Annotated in this window: 11 protein-coding genes; 3 read left to right on the forward strand and 8 right to left on the reverse strand. The window is 74.0% G+C overall.

Annotated features, from left to right (window positions below; translation table 11 throughout):
- Positions 1 to 21: 21 nt before the first annotated feature.
- Positions 22 to 2079 (forward strand): N-acetylmuramoyl-L-alanine amidase, encoded by a 2058-nt coding sequence (locus ACGF3A_RS21965; protein WP_393731947.1) that lies wholly within the window; start codon positions 22 to 24, stop codon positions 2077 to 2079.
- Here ACGF3A_RS21965 and ACGF3A_RS21970 read toward each other — a convergent pair.
- The 3 genes from ACGF3A_RS21970 to ACGF3A_RS21980 form a co-directional block, all read right to left on the reverse strand.
- Positions 2066 to 4501 carry a glycoside hydrolase N-terminal domain-containing protein gene (locus ACGF3A_RS21970; protein ID WP_393731948.1) on the reverse strand — a complete coding sequence of 812 codons (2436 nt, stop codon included), beginning with the start codon at positions 4499 to 4501 and terminating at the stop codon, positions 2066 to 2068. The genes ACGF3A_RS21965 and ACGF3A_RS21970 overlap by 14 nt on opposite strands.
- Positions 4502 to 4586: 85 nt before the next feature.
- Entirely contained in the window at positions 4587 to 5084 is a 498-nt protein-coding gene (locus tag ACGF3A_RS21975) for a hypothetical protein (RefSeq protein ID WP_393731949.1), read from the reverse strand.
- A gap of 68 nt (positions 5085 to 5152) precedes the next feature.
- Positions 5153 to 8110, reverse strand: a complete 2958-nt coding sequence (locus ACGF3A_RS21980; RefSeq protein WP_393731950.1) for an ATP-binding protein — start codon at positions 8108 to 8110, stop codon at positions 5153 to 5155.
- A gap of 231 nt (positions 8111 to 8341) precedes the next feature.
- Between ACGF3A_RS21980 and ACGF3A_RS21985 the strand changes: the two genes are divergently transcribed.
- On the forward strand, positions 8342 to 9382 hold the full coding sequence (locus ACGF3A_RS21985; RefSeq protein WP_393731951.1) for an isoafricanol synthase: 1041 nt from the start codon (positions 8342 to 8344) through the stop codon (positions 9380 to 9382).
- 90 nt (positions 9383 to 9472) lie between these two features.
- On the opposite strand, the gene ACGF3A_RS21990 is transcribed toward ACGF3A_RS21985, so the two are convergent.
- The 5 genes from ACGF3A_RS21990 to ACGF3A_RS22010 form a co-directional block, all read right to left on the reverse strand.
- Positions 9473 to 9694, reverse strand: coding sequence for a DUF397 domain-containing protein (locus tag ACGF3A_RS21990; protein WP_393731952.1), 222 nt, complete (start codon positions 9692 to 9694; stop codon positions 9473 to 9475).
- Between the two features lie 149 nt (positions 9695 to 9843).
- Positions 9844 to 11022 (reverse strand): thiolase domain-containing protein, encoded by a 1179-nt coding sequence (locus ACGF3A_RS21995; RefSeq protein ID WP_393731953.1) that lies wholly within the window; start codon positions 11020 to 11022, stop codon positions 9844 to 9846.
- Positions 11019 to 12083 (reverse strand): thiolase domain-containing protein, encoded by a 1065-nt coding sequence (locus ACGF3A_RS22000; protein WP_393731954.1) that lies wholly within the window; start codon positions 12081 to 12083, stop codon positions 11019 to 11021. The genes ACGF3A_RS21995 and ACGF3A_RS22000 overlap by 4 nt, the downstream gene beginning before the upstream one ends.
- Entirely contained in the window at positions 12080 to 13042 is a 963-nt protein-coding gene (locus tag ACGF3A_RS22005; protein WP_393731955.1) for a Zn-ribbon domain-containing OB-fold protein, read from the reverse strand. Before ACGF3A_RS22005 ends, ACGF3A_RS22000 begins: the two co-directional genes overlap by 4 nt.
- A 50-nt stretch (positions 13043 to 13092) precedes the next feature.
- Positions 13093 to 13893, reverse strand: a complete 801-nt coding sequence (locus ACGF3A_RS22010; RefSeq protein ID WP_393731956.1) for a crotonase/enoyl-CoA hydratase family protein — start codon at positions 13891 to 13893, stop codon at positions 13093 to 13095.
- Between the two features lie 187 nt (positions 13894 to 14080).
- On the opposite strand from ACGF3A_RS22010, the gene ACGF3A_RS22015 reads away from it, so the two are divergent.
- The gene (locus ACGF3A_RS22015) at positions 14081 to 15766 is read left to right on the forward strand and encodes an acyl-CoA synthetase (RefSeq protein WP_393731957.1); all 1686 of its coding nucleotides are present in this window, start codon (positions 14081 to 14083) and stop codon (positions 15764 to 15766) included.

The following is a 15766-nucleotide window of genomic DNA, read 5'->3' on the forward strand; positions in this document are numbered from 1 at the left end:
GCCCCGTCCGAGGAGGCCGCATTGCCAGGATCCTTCCGTGACCCCACAAGACCCGTCGGCTCGCCGGACCGCCGCCCGGACCGCCGCGTGGCGCGGTGCGCCGCGGCCGGACTCGCGGCCGCGGCGCTCGTGCTCCCGCTGCTGGCCGGAGGGCCCACGGCGGCCGCCGACGCGGCGGACGGCGCGGGCGCTGACGCCTCGGCCTCGCTCCAGAAGGAGTTCAGCGAGGCCGCGCAGCGCTACAAGGTGCCGGAGAGCGTGCTGCTCGGCGTCTCGTACCTCCAGTCCCGCTGGGACACCCACAAGGGCGCGCCCAGTGTGTCCGGGGGCTACGGCCCGATGCACCTCACCGACGCCAAGGCCGCGCTCGCCCGCTCCCGTGCGCAGGGACATCACGCCGACACCGAGGACGCGCGCGGTGACAGCGCGCGCCCGGCGCGTACGCCGGAGGCGAAGGCCGCCGTCAAGGGCGCCGAGAAGGCCGCGGGGCTCAAGAAGCTCCCGGCGCGGCTGCGCACCCTGGAGCGGGCGGCCGGGCTGACCGGCCTCTCCCGCGAGGAGCTGCGGACGTCCCCCGGGGCGAACGTACGGGGTGGCGCGGCGCTGCTCGCCGCGGCGCAGAAGAAGCTGGGCCGCCCCCTCAGCTCCGATCCCGCCGACTGGTACGGCGCCGTTGCGGCCTACCCGGGCGGTGGCGCCGGGGGCAAGGACGCGGCAGGCGACGGCAGTTCGTTCGCCGATGACGTGTTCGACACCCTGCGTCAGGGCGAGGCGCGGACCAACGACGCGGGCGACCGGCTCTCCCTCCGGGCCGCCCCGGGGCTGCGCCCCGAGAAGGCGGGCGACCGGGCGCGCGGCCCCGTCGAGTGCCCCCGCAGCGTGGACTGCGAGTGGCTGCCCGCGCCGTACGAGAAGTACACGAACGACGAGGGCGAAGAGGACTACGGCAACCACGACAGGACGAACAGGCCGAAGTCCCAGAAGATCGACTACATCGTGGTGCACGACACGGAGGAGACGTACGAGAAGACCCTCAAGCTCGTGCAGGACCCCACCTACGTCTCGTGGCACTACACGCTGCGCTCGTCCGACGGCCATGTCGCGCAGCACGTGCGCGGCAAGGACACCGCCTGGCACGCGGGCAACTGGTATGTGAACTCCACCTCGGTGGGCCTGGAGCACGAGGGCTTCCTCACCGATCCGGACGCCTGGTACACGGAGGCGATGTACCGCTCGTCGGCGCGCCTGGTGAAGTACCTCTCGCACAAGTACGACATCCCGCTGGACCGCCAGCACATCCTCGGGCACGACAACGTGCCGGGGACGACGCCCAGCGCGATCAAGGGGATGCACACCGACCCCGGCCCGTACTGGGACTGGCAGCACTACTTCTCCCTGCTGGGCAAGCCGTTCACGCCGGAGGCGGGGCCCGCGAGCAAGCTGGTGACCATCGCGCCCGACTACGACGAGAACAAGCCCGTCTTCACCGGCTGCGACGGCGCGGGCAAGCCCTGCAAGCCGCACGGCTCCTCGGCCGTACGGCTGCACACCGCGCCCGACGCGGACGCGCCGCTCGTCAAGGACATCGGCCTGCACCCGGACGGCTCCGCGTCGACGACCGGGGTGAACGACACGGGCGCACGGGCGACCACCGGGCAGAAGTACGCGGTGGCGGACCGGAAGGGCGACTGGACGGCGATCTGGTACCTCGGCCAGAAGGCGTGGTTCTCCAACCCGCAGGGTGAGCCGACGGCGGTCCCGGCCCGGGGCACGGCCGTCGAGCCGAAGCCCGGCAAGGACGAGATCCCGGTCTACGGCCGCGCGTACCCGGAGAAGGAGGCGTACCCGGCGGACGTTCCCGTGCAGGACCTGGTGGCGCTGCCGTACAAGGTCAAGAAGGGCGAGCGGTACGCGGCGGGGCTCAAGACCCGCGGCGCGTACCTCTACGCCGTCGACTTCGACCCGGAGGCGAAGAACTTCAAGGTCGTGCGCGGCAAGCTGACGTACTACCAGATCCAGCTCGGCCACCGGGTCGCGTTCGTCCGCGCGGACGACGTGCGGGTGGTCAAGGGGCACTGACCGTGTAGGTGTGCCCGGCGAGGGCGGTGAGCACGAAGGTGCCGCCGCCCTCGTCGCGTACCCGGACCGTGCGGCGGGCCGTGCGGTCGCGGACCGAGACGGCGCCGGGGAAGCACCGGACGCGCAGCGTGCCGTCGCGTCCCGCGCGGAGGGTGGCGGTGCGCGGGGCGCCGTCCTGCCAGTCGACGCCCACGATGAGGTCGCGCCGGGCGCGCAGGCCGCGCACGCTGCCCTCGGGCCAGGCGGCGGGAAGGGCGGGCAGCAGGTCGACGGTGCCGTGCTGGCTCTGGAGCAGCATCTCGGCGATGCCGGAGGTGCCGCCGAAGTTGCCGTCGATCTGGAACGGCGGGTGGGTGTCCCAGAGGTTGGGCAGCGTGGACTCCTTGAGGAGCTGCCGGAGCAGGGTGTGCGCGTGGTCGCCGTCGCGGAGCCGGGCCCAGAAGTTGACCTTCCACGCCTTGCTCCAGCCGGTGCCTCCGTCGCCGCGCGCGGTGAGGGAGACCTTCGCCGCCGCGGCCTCCTCGCTCCCGTGCTCGATACGGGCCGCGGGGTGCAGCGCGTAGAGGTGCGAGACGTGCCGGTGGTCGTCCTTCGGGTCGTCGAGGTCGGCCTTCCACTCCTGCAGCTGCCCCCAGGAGCCGACGCGCAGCCCCGGGTCGAGCTTGTCGAGGGTGCCGCGCAGCTCGCGCCGCAGGCCGCCGTCGGTGTCGAGGGCGCGGGCGGCCGCCAGGGTGCTGGAGAGCAGGTCGTGCACGATCTGCTGGGACATGGCGGTGCCCGCGGTGAAGTCGCCGTGCTCGGGCGAGTAGCTGGGGGTGACGACGAGGAGCCCGTCGCGCGGGTCGGTGCGCAGGTTGTCGAGCCAGAACTCGGCGGCCTCCTTCATCGCCGGGTAGGCGGTGGTGCGGAGGAAACCGCTGTCGCGGGTGAAGAGGTAGTGCTCGTACAGATGGCGGCAGAGCCAGGCGGCGGCCTCGGGGAACCAGAAGGCGGTGGGCCAGTCGTGGACGCCCGTGAAGCCGTACGGGGTGGTCTCGTTGTGCACCACCCAGCCGCGCGAGCCGAAGAGCTTCTCCGCCGAGCGTCTGCCGGGGGCGCGCAGGGCCGTGATGTAGCGGTGCAGGGGCTCGGCGGTCTCGGCGAGGTTGGTGGCGTGCGCGGGCCAGTAGTTCATCTGCAGGTTGATGTTGGTGTGGTAGTCCGCCGACCACGGGGGCTCGGTGCTGTGGTTCCACACGCCCTGGAGGTTGGCGGGGAGCGAGCCGGGGCGGGAGGAGGCGATGAGGAGGTAGCGGCCGTAGGCGAAGTACAGCGCCTCCAGGGCGCGTTCGCCGGGCCCCTCGCCGCCCGTGTAGCGCTTGAGCAGCGCGTCGGTGGGCACGTCGTCCGGCACGGACTGGCCGATGTCGAGGCGTACGCGGTCGAACAAGGCGCGGTGGTCGGCGACATGGGCCGCGCGCAGCGGCTCGTACCCCTGCCGTACGGCGTCGGTGACGGCGGCGGTGAGCCTCGGGTGCGGGTCCTCGCCGCGGTAGTCGGGGAAGGTGTCGGCGTAGTCGGTCCCGGCGGCGAGGACGAACCAGGCGGAGTCGGCGTCGCGCACGGTGACGGAGCCGTCGTCGCCGTCGGTGCGGGTGCCGCCCTCGGTGACGACCTGGAGCTGGGCCTCGTGGCGCAGGCCGTTGTCCCGGAGGGTGCCGCGCGCCGTGATCCGGCCGCCCTCGGTCTCCGTGCTGGTGCCCTCGTGCGGGGAGGTGAGGCGGAACGTGCAGGAGATCCGGCCGCTGTCGTCGGCGGTGAGACGGCCCGCGAGGACGCCAGCGGGGTGGGAGGCGAAGAACTCGCGGCGGTACGTGGTGCCGCCTTCGGCGGTGGCGCCGTCGGTGTACGTGACGCGGCTGAGGGCTTCGCCGAGGCTCAGCTCCCTGCGGTAGCCGGTGGGTTCGCCGGGGGCGCCGGGGACGTCGATACGGAGGTCGCCGAAGGTCTGGTAGGCCCCGTACCCCGTCTTGGGCTGGCCGAGCGCGGCGGCGACCTTCTCGGGGTCGGCCTTGCCGTCCGCGTCGATGGCGTCCTGGATCCCGGTGAGGGCGCCGGGGCGGGGCTCGTGCCAGTCGCCGTGGTCGTAGCCCGCGGAGCCGGGGCCTCCGGTCCACAGCGTCTTCTCGTTGAACTGGAGCCGTTCGCTCGCGACGGTGCCGAAGACCATGGCGCCCAGTGCCCCGTTGCCGACGGGCAGGGCCTCGGTCTCCCAGTCGGCGGCGGGCCGGTCGTACCAGAGGGTCGATTCATCGGAGGGCTTACGGGCCTCCGGCGAGGCCGCACCGGCGGTGGCCGACGCCTGCGCCAACCCCCCGGCGGCCAGCGCCGCGCCCCCTCCCAGCACGGACTTGACCGCGGTTCTACGGGACACGCCATTCATCGTCCAGAGCCTCCTGCGGGCAGCACAGATCGCGACCTGATCGGGCAGCCGACAGGCTAGAGATCCGATGAAAGCCCGGCAAGGGCTACTGCTGGAACATCTCCGCGGGCAGCGGCTTCAGCAGCGCGTACAGATCGCTGGTGATCGGGCGGTCCCAGCTCGCGATGGTGACGAGCACGCCGTCGCTGCGGTCGAACTGGACGCAGGAGATCCGGTCTTCGGAGAGCTTCACACGGCGCACGATCAGCAGATTGTCCTCGTGCATCACCGGGTCGTCCTCGGTGCTGAGGACCTCCACCGGCTCGTCGTTCTCCAGCGCGGCCAGCAGCTGTGTGACCTCGAAGGGGATCTGCCCCTCGGCCACCTCGCGCGCGGGCGAGCCCTCGGGGAGATTGCCGATGACCATCGCGGGGCCGCGGCCGCCGAACAGGTCGTACCGCAGGAAGACGCCCTGGCAGGTGCCGTCGGGCGCGGGGAGCAGTCCGGCGCTGAGATTTCCCGGCCAGTCGGTCGGGTCCATGGCCAGGACATCGAAGTCCGGGCCCGCGGGCACGGCGGCACTGCGGCGACGGAGGAACGACATGCCGCAATAGTACGTGGCCGCCTCGCGCGGTCACGCCCCGTACCCCCGTACGGGCTCTCGGTCCCCCCTCAGCCCGGCTCCCTCCCCAGCCTGCGCGCCAGCAGCCCGGGGAGCCCGGCGGGATCGGTGCCCAGTTTCCGGTAGACGCCGGACAGCAGCAGCCGGACGGCGCCCTCGGTGAGCGTCAGCTCCTGCGCGATGCGCCGCACCGGGAGCCCGCGCACGAGGCTCTGCGCCGCGGCGCGTTCCTGGGTGGTGAGGGTGTCGGTGTCGTCGTGCCGGAGCTGGAGCGGCGGCAGCCCGGCGGCGGACAGCTCGTCCCTGGCCCGCGCGGCCAGCGCGGGGGCGCCGCAGAGCGTGGCGCCCTCCAGGCCGCGGTAGAGCCCGTCGGCGGCGTCCTGCGGCAGCCCGGACCTGCGCAGTTGCGAGCCGAGGCTGACGAGGGCGCTGGCCAGCTCGTACGCCGCGGGTGAGCGCTCCAGATGGCGTACGGCCTCGCGCAGCCGCTCCAGCCGGGTCACGCCCGTGCTCACCAGCGCGGAGGTGTGCAGGGCCTGCCCGATGGCGGAGGGCGCGCCGAAGCGGCGGGCGCGCTCGACGGCCTCCCAGGCGGTGCGGGCCGCGCGCTCGGGTTCCGTGGTGGAGAGCGCCTCGGCGAGCCGGAGCTGCCAGGGGCACCAGGCGGGGTTGCGCATGCCGCGCGGGTCGAGCCTGCGGCCCACGGCCGTGAGCTGGGCCTCGGCCTCCTCGCGCAGGCCGCTGGCCAGGAGCAGTTCGGCGTAGACGGTCTGGGAGTCGGGGTAGACGACGGCGTCGGGGGTGACCTGGCCGTAGCCGTAGGTCTCGGCGACGCGCTGGGCCTCGTCGGTCTGGCCGCGCGCGATGAGGACCTCGATGAGGATGCCGACGGCGAACCACTGCGCGGGAACCCTGCTGCCCACCCGGTCGGCGATGCTGAGGCCGCCGCGCACCAGGTCCTCGGCGTCGGTGAGGCGGCCGCGCCGGTAGCGGATGTAGCCGAGGAGGGTGAAGCCGAACGAGAGGTGGGCGCCGCGCCAGCCCTTGCGCTCGCACTCGTCGATCCCGGCCTTGAACAGCTCCTCCGCGCGGCCCGGCTGGTCGCAGTACATGAAGGTGAGCGCGACGAGCACGGGCAGTTCGAAGCCCCACTCGTCGTCGGTCCAGCTCAGCCCGGGGCCGAGCGCCTCCTCCGCGTACCGCAGCGCGACGGTGGTGGCCTCGCCGCGCACCATCGCGTCCCAGGCGCGCAGCCCGAGGAAGCGGCGCTCGGCCATGTCGCGCCCCGTGAGGTGGGAGGCGAGGCGGGCGAGCTTGCGGGAGCGTGCCGGGCTGTCCTCCTCGTCGGCCCGGAACGCCTTGAACATGAACAGCTCGGCCTGCAGCCGCAGCCGCGTACGGCTGTCGGTCGCGCCCTGTGCCTCGTCCGCCAGCACGCGGGCGGCCTCGCTCAGCCGGTCGGTGTGCGCGAGGGCCTGGGCGAGGCGGTAGACGACGCGGACGCGCAGCTCGGGGGTGAGCGCGGGCTCCTCCAGGGCGGCGCGCAGATGGTTGACGGTCGCCGCCGGGGCGTTGAGCAGCGCGGAGCTGCCCAGCTCGAAGAGGACGAGGGGCCGGTCCGTCAGCGTCGGGGGCTCGCGCAGGGCGCGGCCCAGGCAGCGGTGCGCGGACTCGGGGGCTCCGGCGCTCAGATACTCGCGGGCCGCCTGGCGCAGCTCCTCCACGACGTCGGGGTCGCCGTCGGGGTGGATCTCCAGCAGGTGGCGGGCCGCGGCGGTGGGGCCCAGCCCCGCTGCGGTGACGGAGGCGGCGGCCTGGCCGTGCAGCGCGGTGCGCAGGTTGTCGGGGATGGCGCGGTAGACGGCGGTGGCGAGCAGCGGGTGGCTGAACTCCAGCAGCTCGCCCTCCCGGGCCGGGACTCGGGAGGGGCGCTGCGCGGCGGGCGGGAGCTCCGGCGCCGCCGCCCGCAGGATCCTGGCCTCGCGGAGTCTGCTCACCGCGCGCGCCGCCTGTTCCTTGCCGAGCCCGGCGACGTTCGCCGCCAGGGGCACGGTGGCCTCGGAGCCGAGGACGGCCACGGCCCAGCCGAGCCGGACGCAGGTGGTGCCGTGCCGCTGCAGGGCCTCGATGAAGCCCGCGCCCTTGACGGCGGAGGCGAGTTCGCGGAGCTGCGCGAGGTTGTCGGGCTGCGGCTTGAGCCCGTTGTCGAACGAGCGCGCGACCAGTTCGGTCACCTCGAAGGGGCTGCCGCCGGTGACGGCCCAGCACTCGTGGCAGAAGGCCGTGTCCGCGTCGTCGCCGAGGCTCTCGCGCACCATGCGGGCGACGGCGACGGCGCTGAGCGGGGCCAGTTCGTACGGCCGTGTGCCGTCGCGCTCGACCGCGCGGCGGAAGCCCGCGGCGTCGCGGGGCAGGTCCTCGGGGCGGTAGCCGAGGACGAACAGCATGGGGAGTTCGGCGGCGCGGGACGCGAAGCCGGTGAGCCAGGCCAGCGAGGGCGGGTCGGCCCAGTGGATGTCGTCGATGACGGCGACGACCGGGGTGTGGCGCACCGCGAAGCGGGTGACCAGCCAGTCGAGCCCGTCGCGGACGCCCTGCGGGTCGGGGCTGCCGCCGCTGCCCGGGGCGACCAGGCCGACGGCCGGGGCGACGATGTCGTACCAACTGCCCAGGATCTCGCGGTGCTCGTCCTCCCCGGCGGCCGCGAGGACGGGCTGGACGAGCTGGCGGACGACGTGGAAGGCGGACTCCTGCTCCTGCTCGCCGCCGCGGGCGTGGAGCACGGTGCAGCCGTGCGCGGCGGCGCGGGAGCGGGCCTCGCCGAGCAGGGTGGTCTTGCCCGCGCCCGCCGATCCGGCGAAGGAGACGAGTCCGCCGGTCCGTATGCCCGTGGTGGCGCCCCGCTCGCCGCACAGGTCCGCCAGGCGCGCTTCGATGGCGGAGAGTTCGGTGTCCCGCTCCAGCAGTGTCGGGCCCGGAGGTGCCGGGCGGCCCGCGTTCCGCGTCACGTCCTCGTCCTTACTCCTTCGGGGTCCTTGCTCCTTCGGGCAGGTGTGGCCGAGCGTACGCCGCCTGGCACGCGCGGTTGCGGTGAGCGCGGATTTCGGCGGCACTTCCTCCGCACTTCCCGCTCGGGGTGCGCACATCCGTCGCCGCACGCCAGTGGCGCACACCGGTGCACCGCGCGCCGGGAGAGGGGCGTATGGCCGGGGCAGTCGGGGTGGGCTTCACTGCGGTACATGAACGATGAACCACACCGCTCCCTGCGCGACCAGCGGGCGGCGCTGCTCGACATCCCCTTCCCCGATCCGCTCAACGAGGCCGCCGGGCGCGCCCGTCGGCACACCCTGGACTGGCTCACCTCCTTCGGGCTGCTGTCCGGGGCCGCCGCGACGGAGGAGTACGACGCGCTGCGGCTGGAAAGGCTGATGGCCTACTTCTACCCGGAAGCGGCCCCGGAGGACCTGGAGCTCGCGACGGACCTCAACGGCTGGTTCTTCGTCTTCGACGACCAGTTCGACACCAAGCTGGGGCGCCGTCCGGAGCGGATCGCCCCGTTGGTGGACGCGCTGCTGTGCGCGCTTGACGACGCGTCCACGGTGACGACCGTACGGGCGGGCCCGCTCGCGGCGGCGTTCCGCGACGTGTGGGTGCGCGCTACGGCCGGGATGCCGGAGCACTGGAGGCTGCGCTTCCGCGAGCACTGGCGCGAGTACCTGTGCGCGTACGAGTGGGAGGCGCTGCACCGGACCTCCGAGGCGACGCCGACGCTGGCCGACTTCCTCGCCAAGCGGCGGCACTCGATAGGCGTCCAGCCGTGTCTGGACCTGGCCGAGCGCTGCGGGGGCCGCACGGTGCCGGACGCGCTGCACGGGGCGCTGCCGGTGGCGGTGCTGCGCGAACTGACGGCGGACGTGGTGCTGTTCGTCAACGACCTGGTGTCGCTGGAGAAGGAGCTGGCCGCCGACGACGTGAACAACAGCGTGCTGGTGCTGCGGGCCCGCGCGGGCTGTTCGCTGGAGGAGGCGGTGCGGCGCGTGGCGCGGCTGGCCAACGCGCGGGTGGCGCGCTTCCGGCAACTGGAGGCGGCGCTCCCGGACTTCCTGACGGCGGAGGCCGCGCCGCCGGAGGTGCGGCACGGCGTCGAGAGGTACACGGAGGCGATGCGGCGGCTGATGCGCGGCAACCTGTCCTGGTCGCTGGAGACTCCGCGCTACGCGGACACGGGCGCCGGCGCCGTGGCACACGGCAGGCCACGCCCGTGGACGGGGCTGCTCTGACGCACCGCCCCGGAACAGGGCGCCGAGCGCGGCGGGACGCCGCCGCGCACGGCGGCCGCCGACGGTGGTGTACGGGGAGGCGAACCGTCCTCAGGTGAGGTCGAACTCCCCTTCGCGCGCGCCCCGGACGAAGGCGCGCCATTCCCTCGGGTTGAAGATCAGCGCGGGGCCGTCGGGCTGACGGCCGTGCCGCATCGCGATGAAGCCCTCGACAAAGGCGATCTCGACGTCGCCCGTGCCCCTGCTGCTCGACTGCCACTTCGCCTGGCTCAGATCGAGGTCCGGCTGCCCGGTGGTGGTGCTGTTGGCCACGCCCGTTCTCCTCCCAGTGCGTCGTCCCGGCGCCACCCTAACCACGGGACGGGCGCGCGGACAGGCCGCGTACGCGGGAAGCGGGACCGAATGGGCCGAACTCCCGGCCGCCGTGGGCGCGCCCGTACGAGGGGCGGCGCAACCGGGGCTCATGAGGCGGGTGGTGCCGCGCCGACCAGCCACATCGCGAAGAACTGCGAGCCGCCGCCGTAGGCGTGGCCGAGCGCCCTGCGCGCGTCCGGGACCTGGTGCTCGCCCGCCCTGCCGCGCACCTGGAGCGCCGCCTCCGCGAAGCGCAGCATGCCGGAGGCGCCGATGGGGTTGGTGGAGAGCACGCCGCCCGAGGGGTTCACGGGCAGGTCGCCGTCGAGCGCGGTCGCGCCGGACTCGGTGAGCTTCCAGCCCTCGCCCTCCTCGGCGAAGCCCAGGTTCTCCAGCCACATGGGCTCGTACCAGGAGAAGGGGACGTACATCTCGACGGCGTCGATCTCGCGGCGCGGGTCGCCGATCCCCGCCTGCCGGTAGACGTCGGCGGCGCAGTCGCGGCCCGCGCGCGGGGAGACCGCGTCCTTGCCCGCGAAGAGCGTCGGCTCGCTGCGCATAGCGCCCCCGTGCACCCAGGCGGGCGGCGCGGGCGCGCGCTCCGCGCCCGCGCGCCCGGTGAGCACCATCGCGCAGGCGCCGTCGGAGGAGGGGCAGGTCTCGGAGTAGCGGATCGGGTCCCACAGCATGGGCGAGGCGCGGACCTTCTCCAGGGTGAGGTCCTCCTCGTGGAGGTGCGCGTAGGGGTTCTTCAGCGCGTTGAGCCGGTCCTTGTACGCGACGAGCGTGCCGACCGTGTCGGGCGCCCCCGTACGGCGCATGTACGCGCGGACGTGCGGCGCGAAGAAGCCGCCCGCGCCCGCGAGCAGCGGCTGCGTGAACGGCACGGGCAGGGAGAGCCCCCACATCGCGTTGGACTCGGACTGCTTCTCGAACGCGACGGTCAGGACGGTGCCGTGGACGCGGGCCGCGACGAGGTTGGCGGCGACCAGCGCCGTCGAGCCGCCGACGGAGCCCGCCGTGTGCACGCGCAGCAGCGGCTTGCCGACGGCCCCGAGCGCGTCCGCGAGGTACAGCTCGGGCATCATCACGCCCTCGAAGAAGTCCGGCGCCTTGCCGATGACGACGGCGTCCACGTCGGCCCAGGTCAGCTCGGCGTCCTCCAGCGCCCGGCGCGCGGCCTCGCGGACGAGCCCGGCGAGCGAGACGTCGCGCCGCGCGGCGGCGTGCCGGGTCTGGCCGATCCCGACGACGGCCACGGGTTCCTTTTGCGTGCCGGCGCTCATGACGGCTCCCCTTCCAGGACGGCCACGAGGTTCTGCTGGAGGCAGGGCCCCGAGGTGGCGTGGGCGACGGCGCGGCGCGCGTCGCCGCTCGCCACTCGGTCGGCGGCCTCGCCGATACGGACGAGGCCCGCCGCCATCACGGGGTTCGCGGCGAGCGGCCCGCCGGAGGGGTTGACGCGGACGTCCTCGCCGAGGCGCAGGGCCTTGCACAGCACGACCTCCTGCGAGGTGAACGGCGCGTGCAGCTCGGCCACCTCGACGGGCCCGGCCTCCGGGTCGAAGAGCCCGGCCCGTTCGGCGGCGAGCCGGGTGGACGGGGAGTCGGTCAGGTCGCGCAGGCCCAGCGCGTGGGTCTCGATCCGGTGGTCCATGCCGCGGATCCACGCGGGCCGTTCGCACAGCGCGCGGGCGGTGTCCCCGGCCGCGAGGACCACGGCCGCGGCGCCGTCGCCGACGGGCGGGCAGTCGCCGCGCCGCAGCGGTCGTACGACGTGCTCGCCCATGGGCCCGGGGGCGCGCAGCTGGGCGTGCGGATTGCCGCCCGCGTCCGTACGGCTGCGCGCGGCGATCCCGGCGAGGGCCCGCTCGTCCGTGTCGCCTGCGTCCACGAGGGCCTGGGCCTGGAGGGCGGCCAGGGAGACGGAGTCGGGCCACAGGGGCGCCACGTAGTACGGGTCGAGCTGGCGGGTGAGGACCTCGGGCAGGTCGCCGGGCGAGGACTTGCCGAACGCGTAGACGAGCGCGGTGTCGGCCTCGCCGGTCAGCAGCTTGACCCACGCCTCGTACAGCGCCCAGGCGCCGTCCATCTCGACGTGCGACTCCGCGACGGGCGGCCAGGCGCCGACGCCGTCGAGGGCCATGGTGAACGAGAAGGCGCGGCCCGCGAGGTAGTCCGAGGAGCCGGAGCAGGTGAACCCGATCCGGTCCGTGGTGAGCCCGGTGCGCTCCAGCACCTCGCGCAGCACGGGCAGCAGCATCTCGACCTCGGACAGTTCGTCGGCCGCGCGGACGTGGTCGCTCTGCGCGAAGGCGACGACGGCGACCTCCCGTAGCGGCGTCACAGCAGCTCCTTGTACGTGTCGTAGTCGGCGTCGGGCTCGCCCGTGGGGCGGTAGTGGTCGGGGTAGCGCCCGTCGTCCTGCCATACGGGCTCGACGCGCAGGCCCATGCGCACCTGGTCGTACGGGATCCCCGCGATCCGCCCGTGCAGCGCGAGCCCGGCGCCGTCGAGGGCGATGTGGGCGTAGACGTAGGGGACCTCGATGTCGAGGTTCTTCGCCTTGATGTTCACCACGCAGTACGTGGTGACCGTCCCCTTCGGGCCCACCTCGACCTGCTCGGAGGTGGCCACTCCGCAGGTGGGGCAGGCGCCGCGCGGCGGGACGTACACCTGGCGGCACTCGGGGCAGCGCTCGCCCACGGTGCGGCGCTCGGCGAGGGCGCGCAGATAGCGGGTCTGGGCACGCCCTGGTGTGTACGTGTAGTCGAGGCGGGCCGGCGCGGTGATGCCGGTGACGGGGTCGTCGAACTCCCCGCAGTGCGCCCGGGGTCCGGCGGTCGCCGTGGTGCCCTCGTACGACTCGAAGCAGGCGATGTCCGTGATCGCGCCCGTCCGCTCCTCCGCCCAGCGGACGCGGACGCGCATGCCCGTACGGACGGACTCGGGCCCGTCGGCGTCGAGGGCGTGCAGGAGCGCGCTGTCGGCGCCGTCGAGCCGGACGAGCGCCCAGGCGAACGGGCGGTCGAGGGGCTGGCCCCTGCGCGGCCGCTCGTTCCAGGCCCAGGTGGTGACGGTGCCGGTGGGGGCGACCTCGGCGAGGTCGCGCACGTCGTCGCCGGTCCCCGGGTCGTACTCGGGCGGCGGCACCAGGACCCGGCCGTCGGCGGTACGGGCGCCGAGGACGACGCGCTCGCGGAGACCGGTGAGGAACGCGGTCTGGGTGGGGCCGAGGGAGCGGGTGAAGGGGAACTCGACGACGAGCGGCGCGCGCAGCACGTCGGGGGCGGGGGGCGCGTTCATGGTTGCGTCTCCTTTCGCGGCGGGTCGCGGCGGGTCGCGGCGGGCCCACGTCACGCGCGCCGGAACTCCGGGGCGCGCTTCTCCTTGAAGGCGCGGGCGCCCTCCTTGGCGTCGGCCGTGTCGAAGACCGGCCAGCCCCTTTCGAGTTCGGAGGCGAGGGCTTCCGGTTCCGGCATTCCGGCCGTCTCGTAGACGGACGCCTTGACCGCCTCGACGGCCAGCGGGCCGCAGGCGTTGATCCGTTCGGCGATCTCCAGGGCCTTCTCCCGCGCCGTGCCGTCGGGCACGACATGGCCGACGAGGCCGATGCGGGCGGCCTCCTCGGCGGGGTAGGGGCGGCCGGTGAGCAGCATCTCCAGGGCGTGGGTGCGGGGGATCTGGCGCGGGAGGCGGACGGTGGAGCCGCCGATGGGGAAGAGCCCGCGGCGCACCTCGTACAGCCCGAAGACCGCGCTCTCGGCGGCGACGCGGATGTCGGTGCCCTGGAGGATCTCCGTGCCGCCCGCCACGCAGGGACCCTCGACGGCGGCGATGACCGGCTTGCGGGGGCGGTGGTGGCGGAGCATCGCCTTCCAGTGCAGATCGGGGTCCTCGCGCATCCGTTCGCGGTGCTCCTCGCCCGCCATGCCGTCGCCCGCGAGGGCCTTGAGGTCCATGCCCGCGCAGAACGCGCCGCCCGCGCCGGTCAGCACGACCGAGCGGACCGTGTCGTCCGCGTCGGCCTCCAGCCAGCCGTCGTAGAGGCCGACGAGCATCGGCAGCGACAGGGCGTTCTTCGCCTCGGGGCGGTTGAGGGTGAGGACGAGGGTGGCGCCCACGCGTTCCAGGTTCAGATGCTCCGTGCCGCCCATGGCGGGGACCTCCTGTCTCCGGACCTTCCGGACGCTCCGGACCCTCCGGATCTGGAACAGGTTGCAGTAGCGGCACGGGGACCGCAAGAGCTTTCTGACAGCCAGTCAGATTTCTTCTGCCGCGGCCCTTCCCCCCTCCGGCCCCCGGTGCTCTGATGACCGCCACCGCCGGTTGTGGAGGAGTGCCGTGGAGTACAACCTTGCCGACCTGTTCGAGTCGATCGCCGACACCGTCCCCGCCCGCGAGGCGCTGGTGTACGTGGACCACCCGGGCACCGGTGCCGAACGCCGCCTGACCTACGGGGAGCTGGACCGCGCCGCCAACCGCCTCGCCCACCACCTGGCGGAGAGCGGCATCGCGCCCGGCGACCATGTGGGCCTGCACCTCTACAACGGCGTCGAGTACGTGCAGACGCTGCTGGCCTGCCTCAAGATCCGCGCGGTCCCGGTCAACGTCAACTACCGCTACGTCGCCGACGAGCTGGTCTACCTCTACCGGGACGCCGACCTCGCCGGGCTCGTCTTCGACGCCGAGTTCACCGAGCGGGTCGCGCGGGCGCTGCCCCGCACGGAGAAGCTGCGCCACCTCGTCCGGGTCGGCACTCCGCCCGCCGGGGCGCCGGAGCCGGAGCTCGCCCCCGTACCGTTCGCCGAGGCCGAGGCGGCGGGGTCGCCGCTGCGCGGCTTCGGACCGCGCTCGGCCGACGACCTGTTCGTGATCTACACGGGCGGTACGACCGGGATGCCCAAGGGCGTTATGTGGCGCGCCGAGGACCTGTTCTTCTCCGGGCTCGGCGGCGGCGCGCCCACCGGCGAGCCCGTCTCCCGCCCCGAGGAGCTGGCGGAGCGGGTGGCCGCCGGGGGTGAGGGGCTGGTCTTCTTCCCCACTCCCCCGCTGATGCACGGCACGGCCACGCTCACGCTCTTCATCGGGCTCAACTACGGGCAGCGGGTCGTCATCCACCGGAAGTTCGTGCCCGAGGAGGTGCTGCGCACCGTCGAGCGGGAGAAGGTCACGGCGGTGTCGCTCGTCGGCGACGCGATGCTGCGCCCGCTGATCGACGCGCTGTCCGGGCCGCTGAAGGGCACCGACTGCTCCTCGTTACTGGCGGTCTCCAGCTCCGGCGCCGTCCTCTCGGAGACGGTGCGCGCGCAGTTCACGGAGCTGGCGCCGCACACCGCGCTCATCAACAGCTTCGGCTCCTCCGAGTCCGGCTTCAACGGCACCGCGACCGCCGACTCGGGTCCCGCCAAGGGCTTCCGCATCACCGTCAACGCCGGTACGGCCGTGGTCGACCCGGCCACGCACCGCCCCGTCCCGCCCGGCGAGATCGGCCGCGTCGCGCTGCGCGGCCACGTCCCGCTGGGCTACTACAACGACCCGGCCAAGACCGCCGAGACCTTCTTCGAGGCCGACGGCGCCCGCTGGGTGCTGCTCGGCGACATGGCGACGGTCGACGAGGACGGGGTCGTCACCGTCCTGGGCCGCGGCTCCCAGTGCATCAACACGGGCGGCGAGAAGGTCTATCCGGAGGAGGTCGAGGAGGCGCTCAAGGCCCACCCCGACGTCTACGACGCGCTCGTCGCGGGCGTCCCGCACGCCCGCTGGGGCAGCAGCGTCGCGGCCGTCGTGCAGCCACGCCCCGGCGCCGGGCCGCTCTCGCAGGACGCGGTGCGCGACCACTGCCGCGCCCGCCTCGCCGGGTACAAGGTCCCCCGTACGGTCGTGGTCACGGAGGAGATCCAGCGCTCCCCCAGCGGCAAGGCCGACTACCGCTGGGCCCGCGAGGTCGCCACGGCGGCGGCGGAGGCGACGGCGGCGGGGGCGGAGGAGGCGACGGGGGCGACGGGGCTGAGCGCATCCGGCACGTAG

Origin of the sequence: Streptomyces sp. NPDC048172, assembly GCF_043202595.1 — a bacterium.
Classification (GTDB): Bacteria; Actinomycetota; Actinomycetes; order Streptomycetales; family Streptomycetaceae; genus Streptomyces.